Source organism: Pseudoalteromonas umbrosa, assembly GCF_030125375.1.
In the GTDB taxonomy this organism is placed as follows: Bacteria; Pseudomonadota; Gammaproteobacteria; order Enterobacterales; family Alteromonadaceae; genus Pseudoalteromonas; species Pseudoalteromonas umbrosa.
This window is the reverse complement of sequence record NZ_JASJUU010000001.1, coordinates 1,183,049-1,200,026: the sequence shown is the minus strand read 5'-3', so window position 1 is coordinate 1,200,026 and position 16,978 is coordinate 1,183,049. Positions and strand designations below refer to the sequence as shown.

Annotated in this window: 16 protein-coding genes and 4 tRNA genes; 15 read left to right on the top strand and 5 right to left on the bottom strand. The window is 39.4% G+C overall.

Annotated features, from left to right (window positions below):
• Positions 1-21: 21 nt before the first annotated feature.
• From QNM16_RS05180 to QNM16_RS05170, 3 genes are all read left to right on the top strand, one after another.
• A complete protein-coding gene (locus QNM16_RS05180; RefSeq protein ID WP_417709495.1) occupies positions 22-2,697 on the top strand; it encodes an ATP-binding protein in 2,676 nt (891 codons plus the stop codon).
• Between the two features lie 95 nt (positions 2,698-2,792).
• Positions 2,793-3,182: a hypothetical protein gene (locus QNM16_RS05175; protein ID WP_284019500.1), complete on the top strand. Its 390-nt coding sequence runs from the start codon at positions 2,793-2,795 to the stop codon at positions 3,180-3,182.
• A gap of 391 nt (positions 3,183-3,573) precedes the next feature.
• Positions 3,574-5,283: a hypothetical protein gene (locus QNM16_RS05170; RefSeq protein WP_284019499.1), complete on the top strand. Its 1,710-nt coding sequence runs from the start codon at positions 3,574-3,576 to the stop codon at positions 5,281-5,283.
• A gap of 35 nt (positions 5,284-5,318) precedes the next feature.
• On the opposite strand, the gene QNM16_RS05165 is transcribed toward QNM16_RS05170, so the two are convergent.
• The 5 genes from QNM16_RS05165 to QNM16_RS05145 are packed head-to-tail and all read right to left on the bottom strand — an operon-like array spanning position 5,319 to position 7,352.
• Complete coding sequence (locus QNM16_RS05165) at positions 5,319-5,648, bottom strand: TusE/DsrC/DsvC family sulfur relay protein (protein WP_237137517.1); 330 nt, start codon at positions 5,646-5,648, stop codon at positions 5,319-5,321.
• Positions 5,649-5,650: 2 nt separating this feature from the next.
• Positions 5,651-5,920, bottom strand: coding sequence for a hypothetical protein (locus QNM16_RS05160; RefSeq protein ID WP_284019498.1), 270 nt, complete (start codon positions 5,918-5,920; stop codon positions 5,651-5,653).
• Positions 5,917-6,276, bottom strand: coding sequence for a sulfurtransferase complex subunit TusC (tusC, locus tag QNM16_RS05155; protein ID WP_284019497.1), 360 nt, complete (start codon positions 6,274-6,276; stop codon positions 5,917-5,919). Before tusC ends, QNM16_RS05160 begins: the two co-directional genes overlap by 4 nt.
• The gene (tusD, locus tag QNM16_RS05150; RefSeq protein ID WP_284019496.1) at positions 6,273-6,626 is read right to left on the bottom strand and encodes a sulfurtransferase complex subunit TusD; all 354 of its coding nucleotides are present in this window, start codon (positions 6,624-6,626) and stop codon (positions 6,273-6,275) included. The genes tusC and tusD overlap by 4 nt, the downstream gene beginning before the upstream one ends.
• 54 nt (positions 6,627-6,680) lie before the next feature.
• Complete coding sequence (locus QNM16_RS05145; protein WP_284019495.1) at positions 6,681-7,352, bottom strand: Bax inhibitor-1/YccA family protein; 672 nt, start codon at positions 7,350-7,352, stop codon at positions 6,681-6,683.
• Between the two features lie 262 nt (positions 7,353-7,614).
• On the opposite strand from QNM16_RS05145, the gene QNM16_RS05140 reads away from it, so the two are divergent.
• The 12 genes from QNM16_RS05140 (at position 7,615) to QNM16_RS05085 (ending at position 16,943) form a co-directional block, all read left to right on the top strand.
• Positions 7,615-7,705, top strand: a tRNA-Ser gene (locus QNM16_RS05140).
• Positions 7,706-7,739: 34 nt separating this feature from the next.
• Positions 7,740-7,830 (top strand) — tRNA-Ser (locus QNM16_RS05135).
• Between the two features lie 53 nt (positions 7,831-7,883).
• Positions 7,884-7,974 (top strand) — tRNA-Ser (locus QNM16_RS05130).
• Positions 7,975-8,017: 43 nt separating this feature from the next.
• Positions 8,018-8,108, top strand: a tRNA-Ser gene (locus QNM16_RS05125).
• Positions 8,109-8,255: 147 nt separating this feature from the next.
• Complete coding sequence (locus QNM16_RS05120) at positions 8,256-8,618, top strand: hypothetical protein (protein WP_284019494.1); 363 nt, start codon at positions 8,256-8,258, stop codon at positions 8,616-8,618.
• Between the two features lie 136 nt (positions 8,619-8,754).
• Positions 8,755-9,213: a GAF domain-containing protein gene (locus tag QNM16_RS05115; RefSeq protein WP_284019493.1), complete on the top strand. Its 459-nt coding sequence runs from the start codon at positions 8,755-8,757 to the stop codon at positions 9,211-9,213.
• Positions 9,214-9,215: 2 nt separating this feature from the next.
• Positions 9,216-9,494: a hypothetical protein gene (locus QNM16_RS05110; protein ID WP_063360860.1), complete on the top strand. Its 279-nt coding sequence runs from the start codon at positions 9,216-9,218 to the stop codon at positions 9,492-9,494.
• A 12-nt stretch (positions 9,495-9,506) separates the two neighbouring features.
• Positions 9,507-10,157, top strand: coding sequence for an RNA chaperone ProQ (proQ, locus tag QNM16_RS05105; protein ID WP_284019492.1), 651 nt, complete (start codon positions 9,507-9,509; stop codon positions 10,155-10,157).
• Between the two features lie 10 nt (positions 10,158-10,167).
• Complete coding sequence (gene prc / locus QNM16_RS05100) at positions 10,168-12,198, top strand: carboxy terminal-processing peptidase (RefSeq protein ID WP_284019491.1); 2,031 nt, start codon at positions 10,168-10,170, stop codon at positions 12,196-12,198.
• Between the two features lie 243 nt (positions 12,199-12,441).
• Positions 12,442-13,890 carry a Na+/H+ antiporter NhaC gene (nhaC, locus tag QNM16_RS05095; RefSeq protein WP_284019490.1) on the top strand — a complete coding sequence of 483 codons (1,449 nt, stop codon included), beginning with the start codon at positions 12,442-12,444 and terminating at the stop codon, positions 13,888-13,890.
• Between the two features lie 242 nt (positions 13,891-14,132).
• Positions 14,133-16,718 (top strand): aminopeptidase N, encoded by a 2,586-nt coding sequence (gene pepN / locus QNM16_RS05090; RefSeq protein ID WP_284019489.1) that lies wholly within the window; start codon positions 14,133-14,135, stop codon positions 16,716-16,718.
• A 3-nt stretch (positions 16,719-16,721) separates the two neighbouring features.
• On the top strand, positions 16,722-16,943 hold the full coding sequence (locus QNM16_RS05085) for a DUF2835 domain-containing protein (RefSeq protein ID WP_284019488.1): 222 nt from the start codon (positions 16,722-16,724) through the stop codon (positions 16,941-16,943).
• Positions 16,944-16,978 lie beyond the last annotated feature (35 nt).

Here is a 16,978-nt window from a genome sequence, read left to right as displayed (position 1 = left end):
TTTAGATCGATAATGTATCTGATTAGACTGACTCTTAGCTTGATTATTTTAGTTTTGTCGCACTCAGTGAGTGCTCAGCAGTATGTGTACAATGGCATTGAAAAAGGTGTAAATCTACACGACAAGGGTTTAGTACTTGCTGCAAAAGACGACACGCGTTTTCCTGAGTCATTTGATGATGTGATGAGCTGGGCGAGTCGTCTAGAGAATCAAAAGGAACGAGCGTTATTCTCTGGACGCTATTGGCTTGTTACTCAAATCAAAAATGTCTCTAACTATGAGCAGTTGGTTTTATACCCTTATAACACAGTTTTATCTAATATTGAGACAAGGATATACTCAAAAGATGATATTAAGCGCTACTATTCCGGTGGGATGGTACCTAATGAGTTTGCGTTTCATTATGGTAATACCGTAGAGCTGTTACCAGACAATGACTATTATGTCGTTACTTTGTTTGAAAGTGATTATTTTTATACGCCTATTAAGTTAGAACTAGTCCCTGTCAAAGACTTTAAAGAGCAAGTTGTGATTGATAACTTAATCATGATTATTTGCTTTAGTGTGGGCATTGTATTGGGCCTCTATAATTTACTCATTTATATTGGCTCTAAAGATTTAACACACCTCTATTATGCAATATTTGCAGCAACTATGGTGTTTGCATGGAGCCACTTCTTTCATATTTCAGATCAGCTTTTTGGGTTTTACTCTGCACATTTGCACTGGTTAGGCTTTACGTTGTCTCCAATCAGTAATGCACTGTTTTATAACTGCTTACTTAAATTAAAAGAAAAGCATCCAAATTTATCTTCGGCCTCAATTTGGGTCGGTGTTATTGCTGCTATAGGTACGCCTTTCAGTATTTTATTTCCTGGTTTTGGCTTTTTATGGGCGACTTTGTCTACTGGCGTTGCTTTATGTTTAGGTCTTTATATTGGTATTTTAAGGATATCAGAAGGGTTTAAGCCTGCTCGATATTTTATCTTAGCTTATGTGTGTATGGCAGTACCCAACATGATTGGCAATTTCACCAATTTGGGGTTATTACCGCCGATAGCGGTTAACTTGTATTTACTCGGTTTGATTGGTGTGGCATTAGATGCAATGTTTTTAGCTTTTGCCGTCGCGGATAAAGTGCGCTTGACGAGTGAAGAGAATATTGAACTGAATAAAAACTTAGAAGCGAAGGTACTAAAGCGTACTTATGAGTTAGAACAGTTAGCTTCAGAGTTGCGCGATGCCAGTGAAGCGAAAAGCCGTTTCTTAGCCAATATGAGTCACGAGATAAGGACACCTATGACATCAATTATTGGTTATGCAGATGGAATTATTCTTGGGGATATTAAACCACACGAGCGTAATCATGCGATTACCGTCATATTACAAAACTCTCGGCATGTACTCGGATTAATTAATGATATTTTGGATATGTCAAAAATAGAGGCAAATAGACTAGAGGTTGAATTAATCGAAGCCAATTTATTTCAGTCTATTGCGCATGTTGAATCCTTGCTTGGTAAACAAATAAGAGATAAAGGGCTAGAGTTTGATTTAAATTATCAATTCCCTTTGCCAGATTATGTTGTTATTGACCCAACGCGACTAAGGCAAATACTACTCAATTTGACGTCAAATGCGTTGAAATTTACCTCGGTTGGTAAAATTTCAATTGAAGTAAGCTGTAAGGACGACAGGCTATACATCAGTGTTCAAGACACGGGTATTGGCATGACAACAGAAGAACAAAAAGAATTGTTTAGTGCATTTTATCAAGCGGACTCATCTACAACACGTAAGTATGGTGGAACTGGGCTAGGGCTTAATATTTCCAAAAGTTTAGCTCAAAAATTAGATGGTGATATTGTGGTTGAAAGTGAAGTTGGCTCAGGAACCTCATTTACCTTGTCATTGAGTTTATTCACCACTGAACGAACTAAGTGGGTAAACTCGTTTGAAGAAATACATCATCAAAATGAGCCTTATATACAGACTGATCCAGAGCTAGATTCTGAGGAGCTTAAAGGTGAAGTATTACTGGCTGAAGATCACAGTGATAATTGTCGCCTGATTACTCGGATCTTAGAAAGAATGGGCCTGAATGTGACAGCGGTAGAAAATGGCCAGTTAGCAGTTCAAGCTGTTTTAGACTATGAATTTGACCTGATTTTGATGGATATTCAAATGCCTGTTATGGATGGTGAGCAAGCATTTAACTTTATCCAAGCAACAGGGTGCACTGCACCTGTTATCGCCCTGACAGCAAACACCATGAGCCATGAAGTTGACAGGTATATTAAACTCGGGTTTACCGACCATTTAGCTAAGCCAATAGACAGAGCGCAATTTGCTAAGAAGATCTCACATTATTTGAATATCATAGTTGATGATGATCTCAATTTGCCAGATGAAGAGTTTAAGCAACTAAAAATGCAATATATTGACGGTTTGCATGAGCAGTTAGTTCAACTGCAAAATCAATTAAAATATAAAGACTATGAGGGCCTTGCACGTTCAATCCATGCGCTCAAAGGTACTTCGGCGATGTTTGATTGTCATGAAATATATCAAACGGTATCCCAAATCGATGCCTTATTGAAACAAGAAAACTGGCAAGATGTAGAAAGGGCACTTGCTAGGTTATTTGAACTGATTAATAAGGTGATCGATGAATCTGATTGTGGTCAAGCGGTTTAGGGTTTGACTCACAACTTGAATAATTCGAATTTGAGGTTTTCATCACCAAAACTTTATAATTACTAAAAATAATGACAATAAAATAGGGATAGATTTTGAAGTATTTAACGTTATTGTGTGCGTTTGCATGTCCACTTGCCTTGTCAAATCCTTTGATGGGGACTTGGGAGTTTGTTAGTGGTGAATATGCGACTAAAGACGGCAGAGTGAAAGCGTCTGCGCCTCAAGTCACCTCAACTAAAATCATTAACAATACACATTTTAGCTATATCACCAGTAGCGACAACAAGTTTCATTATGCTGGCGGCGGCACTTATCAGCTTAAAGACAATTATTTTATTGAGACGGTAACACTTGGCAATGTTGAGAGTTTAATCGGTCGTAAGATGGCATTCACTTATGAAGTCAAAGGTGATCTTTGGCATCATAAACTCGTTGAAGATGGTAAATTTGTTGAATATGAAATCTGGAAACGAGTGAAGTAGTACCTCCTGATTTAGACGCGACAAGCAGCACTTAAAAATGACAACGTGAGTTAAGCTACGGCGATCACAGCTTAGCTTAACGCCTTTTTCGCTCTAAACGAAATTTCTCTCCATAAAGTTCAATTTTTGATGTAAAAAACTGTATTAAGCATGTTCAGATGAACTAACATTTAGATTAGTTGGAAAACGTAGTTATTTCTGCATTTTATGATTGAGTTGCAATTAATTATCAATCAATTTGAATAATTATTCTTGTTTGTCGCTTTAAAACTCATCCTAAAGTGGGTCATATATCAACAGTAACTGACAAGTGTTAACGTCAGCTACTTTGTCCAATTGTATTTTTTCGCATAAGTTATTTGTACAGGTTAGGCAAAGAAGGTATGCAATCATGAAATCTTACATCCCCCTAGTTATGGTGTCTTTAATAGCCGGCTGCTCATCATCTGAAAGTGATAGCCCCAGTCAAGTGAACAATTCATCTCAGCAAGAATCATCGACTCAGGAAACTGAAAACAGTCAGACAAATACATCGACAGATAATAGTAGTGATACAAACTCAAATATGAATAACGATTCATCAGGGCAAACAGATACTGGTGATAGTAGTGGAAGTACAGATAATGATGTGACGAATAATCGTGGCGTATATTTCCCGCAATCATTGGCAGTCGCATCTCCATTTTCAGATAGCAGTGATGAACAAGATAGGCAATATGTTTACAGAACGTTAGAGGCGAGAGGCCCAGCATCACCAACATACTTTTGGGCGACGAGAAGGATTGATGCATTGTTAAGTGGTGAAACCCCCTTGAGAGATGTATTTCGAGTTCGTTCTTTTTATAGAAATAGTGAAAATGCGGATTGTTTTGGACCCCAAGTGAGCTATCAGGGCCACCCTGATGCAACTGATCCTAGTATGAGCTCAGGTACTTTACCGACGGGGGATCTTGGTTTGTGGTTAGCCAGTGCAAAAAATGGAAATGCGTGTGCTGTTGCTCAAACTAATGCTCAATTGCAAGCAGTGAGAGAGCGATCAAGAATGGCATTGATGACTTTGGCTAGTATGGTGTCTGCGGCTATTGATGACGGTTCGGGTTTACCATCTGACGGCAGCGCGATTGATTTGACCACACAGATGAATAGTAAGGGATTAGCAGATATTAATTTTGATACTGCGAGCATAGAATTGACTTCTGGCGTTTGGGAATATCGCGTTAATCTAACCTATACGGTGTCGGGCTCAGATTATGGAATTACGTTATCTATGGTACATACACCTGGTAGCGATGCAACGAATTATACTGGGCTATTAAACTTTACTGTTGAAGGCGAAGTCGGCGTAACGGGTATAGAGTTCCCTGGTGGTAATTGTAGTCAAAATGAACGCACATTGGTGGGCTCGCTATCTTACGAACGAAGTGCAGAGCAGATGTCTTTGCAATCAAGATCGGCAATCAATTGTGGTCATGGTATTAGTGGGGCATTTAACAGTGACCAACAAGTGGATGTGAAAAACAAATACCATAATACCGATAACCCAGATGGTTGGAGTGAGAATTTTGCAATTTTCGGTGCGAATTTTAATCTAACGAGTTTAGCGGGTGATTATGCATATGCATGGCAAGCGGGTGTGAATGATTCAAATAGTCGGATCTTAAATATTGGATTTAATGATGCATCTTTAGAAAACGGCGAAGCGCATTTTGGCTATGGTACTGACATTGATGTGACAGATGGCATGGTACAAGGGTTTATTTGTAATTGGGCTGGGCCTAATAATAATCACACCTTACAAGATTTTACCCAAAGACAGTTCTTTGAATACGATTCATCGACGAATACGTATTTAGGTACCGATCATCGTGCAAATATTGAGTATGCACCGACTAATTCTTGTGAATATGATGGTACAGCTAGCTTTGTATTCGATATTGATGCAAGTGGTGTTTTAGGTGACATTGCCAGTGAATCAGCAAGCGTTAGTTTCGTAACAGACTTGTGGTCACCCACGGACCCTTCGCTCTCAGTTGCAGAGTCTGTGGTAGCAAGAGGTCTATCAGTTCCTGATGTGCCATTTACATGGCCAGTAGATGAATAATATCTATGAGAAAGGGAAGGCTGAGCCTTCCCTTTTTATATGCATTTAGCGGGTTTGGGCAAACCTGCAATCTTAGTGGCTTGCTTCGCAGGGCCTTTTGGAAAAAGTTTGTATAAGTAGATACTCTTGCCTTTATCTTCCCCCAGTTTTTTTGCAATCGCTTTTACAAGCATCCTGATCGCTGGGCTAGTGCCATATTCTTCATAAAAGCTACGTACAAATCTAATGACTTCCCAGTGGGCATCGGTCAATGTGATATTTTCACCAGATGCAATGACTGGTGCAAGGCTTTCATCCCAGTCTAAGTGATTTAATAAGTAGCCTTCTTTATCTGTTTCTATCGTTCTATCGTTTACTTCTAACATAATTACCACGTTAAAGATTTGTCACTGCTTGCAATAAGGTCAACCCAACTCAAGTCATCAACAAGTGTGATGGAGTTGTCGGGTAAAACGCCGCGGGCTAAAGCGCAAGTTTCTAGCATAAATATAGAGGCAGGGCAGTTAATTAAGAATTTTGATTGGTCATAACAGGCATCTTGCTGAAGCAACACTTTATCTGTTCGGCTAATTAGGCCCATATCAACATTGCTATAATAGCTTATCGGTTTAGAAAAAATATGTACTATTGAACTCATAACTTAACCACGTGATCTTGTTCGCTTAATAGTGCTTGTTGTTGATTTATGTTTAACGCATCTGTGTCTATGGCCAATTGCTCTTTTGATATGGAGAAGTCATTAAGTGCGTCTTCGCACACAAATATGCTATCCACATCATAAATCTCGAGTGTTTTAAGCTGTTTCAAAAAGTCTTTTATACCGAGCTGGTTAGGCTTTTGACCTTCTTTCAATGCAAGCACAGAAGGGCCTCTGAACAACCAACTTACCTCTTGATCAATGGCTGCAAAAATCAGAGCCATATCTAAACTGTCGCGGATAATTTGCTTGTCAAATGGTGAAGCGTCACAGATAACTAATACTTTTTTTGTCATTTGAATTGCACCCACTTATCAGCTTTACATGTTTCCATAGCGAATTCAGCTAAACCAGCGACAGTAAATAAACCTGTATCGGATATATTGATACCGCGTTTTTCAGCTGCTGTAACACAGAGTTTTAATGGTATACCCAAGTCATGAAGGTTTTGCCAGACTGTGCTTACTTGAAGCTCATCGCTTGCAAGCGCAAAATGTTGATTGGCATGGAGTACCGCATCTTGATACAGAAAAATGCATTTGATCGAGTGCTGTTGTTGGAGTGTAGCGCGAGCAAAGCGCTCAAGACATTGCAAAGTATCATGATCTGCAGGACCGCAATGTACCGAAATAATAAATTGGCTCAAAAAAAACCCATAAAAAAAGCCCCTAATGGGGCTTATTTTATCAGAATGATAAGATTAGTCATCACTTGACATAACGCCTAATAGCATTAATAGAGAAGTGAATAGGTTGTAGATAGCAACGAACAGGCCTACTGTCGCTAGAATATAGTTAGTTTCGCCACCATTTACGATTCTGCTTGTTTCAAACAAGATCATTGCAGACATAAGTAATACAAACACAGCGTTGATAGCAATGAATACAATTGGGCTACCGATGAAGATATTTACAATAGAAATACCTACAGTTACTAAAATACCAATTGTTAAAAAGCCACCCATGAAAGAGAAGTCTTTCTTAGTCGTCAAAGCATAAGCTGATAAACCGAAGAAAATCAATGCAGTTGAACCAAGCGCTTGTGCAATCAGCAATCCACCATTTGGTAAGTTTAAGTATGAGTTAAGCAGTGGACCTAAGCCAAAACCTAGAATACCAGTGAATAAGAAAACCAGACCGATTGCTGAAGAAGAGTTTGCCTTCTTTTGGATAACAAAAATAAGACCCATAGCAACCAGAGAACAGACAAGACCTGTAAATCTAGGTAATGCCATAGTCATAGAAATTGCAGCAGTTAAGGCACTGAATGCCAAAGTCATTGCTAAAAGAAAGTAAGTGCTTTTAAGCACTTTATTTGTTTCAGTCGTTGACATTACTGCTTTTTCAGTAGTGTACGAATGATTGAACGCCATATTATAGCTCCTTAATAGAAACACGATGTTCCGATAATTAAACTTTCCAAAGATTACCAAGAGTTACATAGTTGAGCAAACCTTTCTCGAATAGTAGACCATTTTTTGAGGTAAATAGTTCAAAGATAACAAAAGATTGATAAAAAATTCGCCAAGCTAGCTGGAATTGTCGTCAAACGAGCTGAATTTTAGTCAAACGATAAAAAAAGCAAAAAAAAAGCTTCACATTCTAAAAAGGTTTCCCTATTATTCGCCCCGCTGCGGAGAGATGGCTGAGTGGTTGAAAGCACCGGTCTTGAAAACCGGCATACGTTAATAGCGTATCTAGGGTTCAAATCCCTATCTCTCCGCCACTAATTATAACATGCTTATGCATGAAAAAGTTTCGGAGAGATGGCTGAGTGGTTGAAAGCACCGGTCTTGAAAACCGGCATACGCTAATAGCGTATCTAGGGTTCAAATCCCTATCTCTCCGCCACTATTATGATTAATCTGCAATGATAAAGTAAGACAGTATTAATCAACAATTTCGGAGAGATGGCTGAGTGGTTGAAAGCACCGGTCTTGAAAACCGGCATACGTTAATAGCGTATCTAGGGTTCAAATCCCTATCTCTCCGCCACTACAACAAACATCACGTTTAAAATGTGTTGTTTTACAAACTTGGAGAGATGGCTGAGTGGTTGAAAGCACCGGTCTTGAAAACCGGCATACGTTAATAGCGTATCTAGGGTTCAAATCCCTATCTCTCCGCCATATTAAGCCCAAGCTAAGTTAGCTTGGGCTTTTTTACTTTCAAAATATATTTAGCTCAATCTAGTGGCATGCGACCAAAGTCTTATTGATGGCATTTCACTTACAAAGAAGACTTCACTAAAGACATATTCTTGTAAGGAATTTGAAATGAAAAAAGTCGCAACTGCAATTGGCGTTTCAATGTTATCGCCTCTTATCATTGGCTGCGTATTAGGTGCATACTTCTATATTTCGACAGGACAAGGGCAGCTTTTTTTTCAGCTGCTAACTACTGCGATTTCAAATGCGCATATTGTGGGTATGGTCATGGCGTTATGTGTTCTTCCGGTGTATTTATTTTTGTATAAACGTGGCAAGCTATCGTATTCGGCCTTAACAACAACAGCTCTACTAGGCGGAACTGCATTTACTTACTTGCTTGCAGTCTCCACGGGGCCAATACTCATTGCAAATGCGGTTATGAGTGCGTTTGCATCCGCACTTTTTTTATACAGCCTCAGAAGGCAATAACATTTCCTTTGAGTGTAAATTGAACAGTTGCAGTTAGATTGAGGATAAATTGGGACTTTTTCCTCTGAAAAGGTTTCATTTATTGGCTTGAAAGAGTACCTTTACTGTTTATATGTAAGAATGTTCAGTATTAATAATGCAAAAGCAAAAATTTTATGAGCTGTTAAATCAACAGGCAAAAGGGTTAATTGAAGGCGAGCACAACCACATTGCTAATATGGCGAATTTAAGTGCCTTGCTGTTTACCAACATGGAAGATATCAATTGGTCTGGTTTTTATCTTATGGATGGTGACAATGAACTTGTATTAGGCCCATTCCAAGGTAATCCTGCATGTATCCGTATTCCAGTTGGTAAAGGCGTTTGTGGCACTGCAGTGTCAGAGGCTAAAACGCAACTGGTTGAAGATGTACATGCCTTTGCAGGTCATATTGCATGTGATGCGGCGTCTAACTCTGAAATTGTAATACCTGTATATAAGCAGGGTAAAATATTTGCTGTGCTGGACATTGACAGCCCTAGTTTGGCAAGGTTTGATGAACAAGATAAACTGGGCTTAGAGGCGTTAGTTAAAAGCTTCGAGGAAACACTTTAAAAATGAAAGATATGCTTAATGTACAAGATTACTTGTTTTCTAATTTTGATGTTGGGGATTGGGAAGGTGACGAAGAGCAAGTAGCTGAAACGCTCAACGAACTTATCCATTTCGCTTGGGAAAGATTGCCAGAAGATCTTGGAAGTGAGCAAATTGATCAAATTATTAATGGTATTTGGGAACATCTACGCGGTGACATGGCTTTAATTGAAACCGAATTGGATGAACTCTTAGACTGGGTTACACACTATATTAATTCATCACTTGATGAAGATATTTAAATAGGTTTAGACATGGAAACCACAAACAAGCTAAAAGATATTAATGAGGTTCTGGAGTTTTTATACTCAGAATTCCCTCAGTGTTTTAAACAAAAGGATGGTATAAAGCCACTTAAGGTCGGGATCTTTAAAGATATTGCTGAGAAGATCGAAGGCTCTGATAAAGTGAGCAAAACACAAGTAAGACAAGCTTTAAGAAAGTACACGTCAAGTTGGCGCTACTTAGAAGCAGTGACTAAAAATGAGTTTCGTGTCGATTTGGAAGGTGGTCAAGCTGAGAAAGTTGAGCAAGAGCACGTTGAGCACGCACAAAAAGCATTAGAAGAAAGCCGTGCGAAAATGGCTAAGCGCAAGAAGCCGCAAAGACCTCGCAATGACGGTGACACAAAATCTTACAAATCAAAAGGGCCTGGCCAACCACGCCATGCTAACAAAAAGCCTAGAGTTAATAAGAAACCAGCTCAACAACAACAGCGCAGAAGCTCTGGAAAAGTTGAACCTCTTCCTGCAAATGAGGTCAAGGTTAATAACAAAGTAAAAGTTAAGCTTGGTCAAGCGCTAGTTAACGCAACGATTACTGAAGTCAATAAAGACGAGGTACACGTTGAACTTGTGACTGGTATGCAGGTTAAGACTAAGGCTGATAGTCTATTTATTCTATAAGGAGTAGTGTATGAGTAAAAATTTACCACTCATTGGTGCAGTTGCATTGTTTGTTGCAAACACGTGTTTTGCAGCTAATAGCGTTGTGACAGAAAAAGACATACCTGTGCTAAAACCTGAATTACAGCACGCAACAGCTACGAAAAGAGTGACAGATAAATTTACTCAGAACCACTACAAACGTTTTAAACTCAACTCAACATTGTCAGAAGAAATTTTTGATAGATATGTAGAAACCTTAGACTACAACAAGTCAATTTTTTTGCAGTCGGATGTTGATGGTTTTGAACAACATAAAGCAAAGTTTGATGAAGCCCTCGCTGATGGTAAGTTAGACTTTGCTTTTGAAATGTTCAATGTGAGTTTACAGAGACGGTTTGAGCGTTTTCAATATGCTATTTCTTTACTAGATAAAGAGATGAAGTTTGATACGCCAGACGCGTTTTATTTTGATCGTGAAGAGGTTGTTTTTGCTAAAGACCAAGCTGAACTCAATGAGTTTTGGCGTCAAAGGGTCAAATCTGATGCCCTGCGCTTAAAGCTAACGGGTAAAGATTGGGAAGGCATAAAAGAGATTTTGACTAAGCGCTATAAAAATGCTCAAAAGCGATTAGTTCAAACCAATAGTGAAGATGCATATCAAATTGTTATGAATGCATTCGCTAGAAGCATCGAAGCACACACGTCTTATCTTTCGCCTCGTAGAGCTGAGCAATTTAAGATGGATATGGACCTTGAGCTTGAAGGGATCGGTGCAGTATTAAGTTACGATGAAGATTACACAGTTATTCGCAGCTTGGTTCCAGGCGGGCCTGCGGATAAAACGGAACAGATAAAAGCAGACGATAAAATCATTGGGGTAGCCCAAGATGGTGAAGAGTTTGTCGATGTCATCGGTTGGAGACTAGATGACGTGGTAGATCTGATTAAAGGGCCGAAGGGTACTAAAGTCAGATTGCAATACCTTAAAGGAAGCGACTCACATGGTACCCCGAAAGTTGTTGAAATAATTAGAGACAAGATTAGGTTAGAAGATCGCGCCGCTAAGTCATCGGTCTTCGAAGCGCAGTACTCTGATTTAACGAGTAAGATAGGTGTAATTGAAATACCTAGTTTCTATAACAACCTTTCTGAGGATGTTCTAAAAGAAATCAACGCCCTTAAAGCAGAGAAAGTCGACGGTATTATTATTGACCTCAGACAGAATGGCGGTGGTTCACTTTACGAAGCTAAGAAACTGTCTGGGCTGTTCATTGATAAAGGGCCAATCGTACAAATTCACACTGCACAAAATCGTTTGGACGTACAAAAAGATCAAGATGGTAAAACATATTACAGCGGCCCGATGACAGTGTTAGTTGACCGCTATAGTGCTTCAGCATCTGAAATTTTTGCAGCTGCAATGCAAGATTATGGCCGCGCAATTGTCATCGGTGAGCAAACATTCGGTAAAGGTACTGTGCAGCAACATAAGGGGCTGAGAAGAACTTACGATTTGTTCGAAAACCCACTTGGCAGTATTACCTACACAATTGCTAAATTTTATAGAATAAATGGTGGTAGTACTCAGAATAAAGGTGTAATCCCGGATATTTTGCTGCCGTCATTTATTGAGCCAGAAGAATGGGGCGAAAGCCAAGAAGATAACGCATTGCCGTGGGATAGTATTGCCCGTGCCAAGTACAATACTATTGATGATTTATCATCGATTATTGCACATTTAAATGAAAAGCATACTAAACGTATAGCTAAAGAACCTGAATTTTCATATGTTTACGACGATATTAAACGTTATAAAGAGCAAGAAAACGAAGTCTCGATTTCATTAGTCGAAGCCCAAAGAAAGAAAGAGCGTGAGGAAAGAGACCAAAGAGCACTTGCTAGAACAAATGAACGCTTGAAGCGTTTAGGTTTAGAAGCAATCGAAGATTTAGATGATGTACCAGACGTCATTTCAGAGCTAGACCCTTATTTGGAAGAGACAGCGTTAATCACGCAAGATATGATCAACTTTGGCAAGATTGTAAAGAACGATATTTAACCTATTTAATGGTTTGGTATTACGAAAAAAGGCGCAACAGCGCCTTTTTTCGTTACTCCTGAACGCAAATTTGTTATTATCGTCAGCCGCAACAAGACAACATAGACTATGTTTATCAATCCGTCTTGATAATCGATACTGATAAGTACGCGTTGAATTATTATCAAACCTGATTGGTAAAAGAGTGAAAATACTCGGTCAAATAATAATACGCACCAACATGAGTGCGAGGGGTACATAAATTTGAAACAACCAAAAACAGCATCTTCGTGGGATGCTTTTATACCAATCATTGTATTGGTCAGCTTATTAGGCGCTGCAGTTTATCTGTATGGCGACAGCTCATCGTCTGGTCCAAACCAAATCGCGTTATTGTTCGCAACGTTTACAGCAGCATTAATCGGCTTAAAAAATGGCTTCACATGGAAAACGCTTGAAGAAGCGATGATCAAAGGTATCACGATTTCGTTGGGGGCGATTTTGATCTTGCTCATGGTTGGCGCTTTAATTGGTACTTGGCTTTTATCTGGTACGGTTCCGACATTGATATATTATGGGTTGCAGATCATTAACCCGTCTTGGTTCTATGCTGCAAGCTGTTTAATCTGTGGTATTGTTGCGATGAGTATTGGTAGCTCTTGGACCACAGCTGCAACAATTGGTGTGGCTTTGTTAGGTGTGGCCAACGGTTTAGGGCTTGACCCAGTTGTGACGGCGGGAGCTGTGATATCTGGCGCCTACTTTGGTGATAAACTCAGCCCGTTGTCAGAGACAACTAACTTGGCGCCCGCAGTGGCGGGCAGTGACCTGTTTGATCACATACAGCATATGTTATGGACCACGGTACCAAGTTTTGTTATTGCCTTAATTATTTTCATTGTAATGGGCTTTAACGCAGATGTTGCAAGTGATGCGAGTAAAATTGACGCAATTAGCACGATTTTACAAGACAACTTTAATATCAATATTTTTATGCTAGTACCCTTGGCTATTTTACTTGGCCTTGCGATTAAGAAGATGCCAGCTTTTCCGGCGATATCAATTGGTGCTGTCGTCGGCGCTGTATGGGCATTACTTTTCCAAGGCGATTTGATAGCGAGCCAAATAGATGCATCTCAAGGTGAGCTTGTTGGTCAGTTTAAGCTGATTTGGGCAACTTTTTTTGATGGCTTTAGTGTTCAAACTGGAGATGCAAAAATGGATGATTTACTCAGTGGTGGAGGTATGTCTAGCATGTTGACAACAACGTGGTTGATCATGACTGCCCTGATGTTTGGTGCCATAATGGAGAAAACTGGCTTACTAGAAGTTTTTGTGCGCAGTATTCTTCGAATTGCGAAAAGTACAGGCTCGCTCATTGCATCAACAATAGCAACATGTTTTGGTACGAACCTTGTTGCGGCCGACCAATATATCGCGATTGTGGTCCCTGGTAGGATGTTTAAAGAAGAATACAAAAAGCGTGGTCTTCAGAGCGTTAATTTATCTAGGACGCTTGAAGATGGGGGAACGATTACTAGCCCACTAATACCTTGGAATACATGTGGTGCATATATGCAAAGCGTTCTATTAATTAACCCGTTAGATTATGCCGTTTACGCTTTCTTTAATTTAATCAACCCGCTTTTAGCAATCGTTTATGGCTATCTTGGTGTCAAAGTATTAAAGCTAAAACCAAGAGAACAAGATTAAAAGATAGAGGCTCCAAATATTGGAGCCTTTTTTATTGTCTAAACAGTCATATAACCCGTCTAAACTTATTTGCAAGCTACATTTCCCTCATTTAATATTATAAAATCTCGTTTAACTTATGTATGTGTCCTCAATGGATGCATGTGTATATATATTAGACACTTGCATGATTTAGGTAGCAAAGATTGGCGGATAGGTGGTGTTGATCAAATTGCGCTATTTTATGCGATGAAGGAATTTTAATGACACAAAAACCGCAAGCTAAATTATTGGCAGATTATCAGCCACCAAGTCACCAAGTGGAACATATTGACCTCACATTTAACTTATCACCGTTAACAACTCGTGTAATTGCAAAGTATGAATTGCAAGCGAATGGTGCACAATCATATGTTCAGCTGGATGGAGTCGATTTAACGCTTATTTCACTCAAAGTTGATGGTCAACCACATTCTGATTTTACTCAGCTAGTTGATGGAATAAAAATCAACTCTGTGCCTGAATCTTTTTCCCTTGAAATAGAGACTGAGATTGCCCCTGAAAAGAATACGTCATTAGAGGGACTGTACCTTTCGGATGGCGCATATTGCACTCAGTGTGAAGCTGAAGGCTTTAGGAAAATAACTTACTTCTTCGATAGGCCTGACGTACTAGCAACTTACAAAGTTACTGTAATCGGGGATAAATCTTTTCCGTTTTTACTCTCCAATGGTAATCAAGTTGATTCAGGAGACCTAGAAGATGGGCGACACTTTGTCACTTGGGAAGACCCGTTTAAAAAGCCATCTTATCTATTTGCTCTGGTTGCAGGTGATTTTGATACCCTAGAAGATAAGTTTGTGACTAAAACAGGTCGAGAAGTTAAGTTACAGTTGTTCGTCGACAAGGGTAATTTATCAAAAGCCCCACATGCGATGACGTCTCTGAAAAAGTCGCTGCAATGGGATGAGGAGCGTTTCAATTTAGAATACGACCTTGATATCTACATGATTGTTGCAGTCGACTTCTTTAATATGGGCGCAATGGAAAACAAAGGTCTGAATGTTTTTAATAGTGCTTGTGTACTTGCTAATCAAGAAACAGCGACGGATAGAGATTATCACGTTATTGAATCCATTGTTGGTCATGAATACTTCCATAACTGGACCGGTAACCGTGTAACTTGCCGTGATTGGTTTCAATTAAGTTTAAAAGAAGGTTTGACTGTATTTAGAGATCAAGAGTTTAGTAGTGACTTAGGCTCTAGAGCATTAAACAGAATTGACGCTGTTAATGCGATGCGTACTCATCAGTTTGCAGAAGACGCGGGTCCTATGGCGCATCCTATTCGCCCTGAAAAAGTTATAGAGATGAATAACTTTTACACGGTGACTGTATACAATAAAGGTGCTGAAGTGATCCGTATGATGCATACCTTGCTGTCGGAAGAAGGCTTCCAGCGAGGCATGAAGTTATACTTCGAACGTCACGATGGTCAAGCTGTGACGTGTGATGACTTTGTTAATGCTATGGCTGATGCGACAAATACCGATCTGAGTCAGTTTAAATTGTGGTATCAACAGTTTGGTACACCAACACTACATATTAAAACCAAATATGATGCACAAGCAAAAACATATCAAATAGACATTAACCAGACTCATGCAAAGAACGATCCGGTGACTGAGCCACTTCATATCCCTGTAGCAATTGAATTACTTGATGAAAGTGGTGAAGCGATTGCACTTAAAGGTGCACCTTTAAAGCAAGATAAAGTACTGGAGTTAACTGAAGAGAAACAAACTTTTGTGTTTGAGGATATCGGTTCAGAACCAACTCCTGTTTTATTAGAAGACTTTTCTGCGCCGTGTTTACTTGAGTATGAATACTCTCTGTCTCAACTTGGCCATATTGCAAAATATGCATCAAGTTATTACGCAAGATGGGAAGCGATGCAAATCTTGTTTACTCAACAAATACGAGCTTATGTCGATTCTGAAGATAAAAACCAAACTATGTTTGGTGAGCTATCTTCAGTGTTAGAAAGCCTATTTGTAAATAAGCCAGATGATTTAGCGATTTTGGCTGAGTATATTTCCGTTCCAAACTTTGACACACTGTCTGGCGGTTACGATATTGTACCTGTTGATGCTTTATGCCAGGCGATTGAGCGCCTTGAGCGACAAATTGCAGACCTGTTAAAAACGCAATTAACTGAATTCTATCAAAATGTTCAGGATAGTGGAGGGTTAAGCGCTGAAGAGGTTGCGATCAGAGCGTTACGTAATAAGAGTCTCTACTATTTGTCACTCACGGCGGAAAATGTTTCGGATTGGCTGAAAGAGCAGGCCAACTCTTCGAATATGACAACGAAACTGGGCGGGCTAAAGAGTGCATTAAATGCTCAGCACCCATTGGCAACAGAATTAATGCAAGAGTTTGATACACAATGGAATCATGATCTACTTGTTATGGATAAGTGGTTTGCAATGCACGCAACAAGTCAGTCAGATAAGTGTATAGATGTGATTCTATCATTATATGAACACCCATGCTTTGACAAGTCCAACCCGAATAGAGTGAGATCTTTGGTTGGTACTTTTGCAAGGATGAATCCTAAACAATTCCATAGGCCTGACGGCAAAGGCTATGAATTATTAGGTAACTTAATCGCTGAGCTTAACGAACTTAATCCACAAAATGCATCAAGAATTATTACTCCACTTTTATCTTTTAAGCGTTTTGATGAAAGCCGACAAGAAAAGATGCGAGCACAACTTGAGCGTTTAGCAGGAATTTCAGACTTAAGTGATGATCTATATGAGAAAATTGATAGAGCATTAAACTGATACATGCAAGAATATTATTTTTATTTAAGACTGACCTATGAGCAGTGCCTTGCTTATTATGAAGGGGATATTGAATCTATTCAGGTTGTGGAAGATGGTGGGAAGCGTATTCGCTTCCCAGCTGCCCACATCAGAAGGTTTGTATCCAGCATTGGTGTGAATGGGCGTTTTAGATTACAGCTTGACGATAGCAACCGATTTATCGCACTTGAAAAGGTGACATAAACTCTAAAAAGGCTTTGTGGGATAAAGTATTTTTG

Excerpts from the sequence above, each read along its gene's own strand:
- QNM16_RS05165 (WP_237137517.1), bottom strand. The coding sequence starts at position 5,648 with ATGTTAGAAGTAAACGATAGAACGATAGAAACAGATAAAGAAGGCTAC.
- QNM16_RS05120 (WP_284019494.1), top strand. The coding sequence starts at position 8,256 with ATGAAAAAAGTCGCAACTGCAATTGGCGTTTCAATGTTATCGCCTCTT.
- proQ (WP_284019492.1), top strand. The coding sequence starts at position 9,507 with ATGGAAACCACAAACAAGCTAAAAGATATTAATGAGGTTCTGGAGTTT.
- QNM16_RS05085 (WP_284019488.1), top strand. The coding sequence starts at position 16,722 with ATGCAAGAATATTATTTTTATTTAAGACTGACCTATGAGCAGTGCCTT.
- QNM16_RS05115 (WP_284019493.1), top strand. The coding sequence starts at position 8,755 with ATGCAAAAGCAAAAATTTTATGAGCTGTTAAATCAACAGGCAAAAGGG.
- QNM16_RS05160 (WP_284019498.1), bottom strand. The coding sequence starts at position 5,920 with ATGAGTTCAATAGTACATATTTTTTCTAAACCGATAAGCTATTATAGC.
- pepN (WP_284019489.1), top strand. The coding sequence starts at position 14,133 with ATGACACAAAAACCGCAAGCTAAATTATTGGCAGATTATCAGCCACCA.
- prc (WP_284019491.1), top strand. The coding sequence starts at position 10,168 with ATGAGTAAAAATTTACCACTCATTGGTGCAGTTGCATTGTTTGTTGCA.
- QNM16_RS05110 (WP_063360860.1), top strand. The coding sequence starts at position 9,216 with ATGAAAGATATGCTTAATGTACAAGATTACTTGTTTTCTAATTTTGAT.
- QNM16_RS05170 (WP_284019499.1), top strand. The coding sequence starts at position 3,574 with ATGAAATCTTACATCCCCCTAGTTATGGTGTCTTTAATAGCCGGCTGC.
- QNM16_RS05145 (WP_284019495.1), bottom strand. The coding sequence starts at position 7,352 with ATGGCGTTCAATCATTCGTACACTACTGAAAAAGCAGTAATGTCAACG.
- tusC (WP_284019497.1), bottom strand. The coding sequence starts at position 6,276 with ATGACAAAAAAAGTATTAGTTATCTGTGACGCTTCACCATTTGACAAG.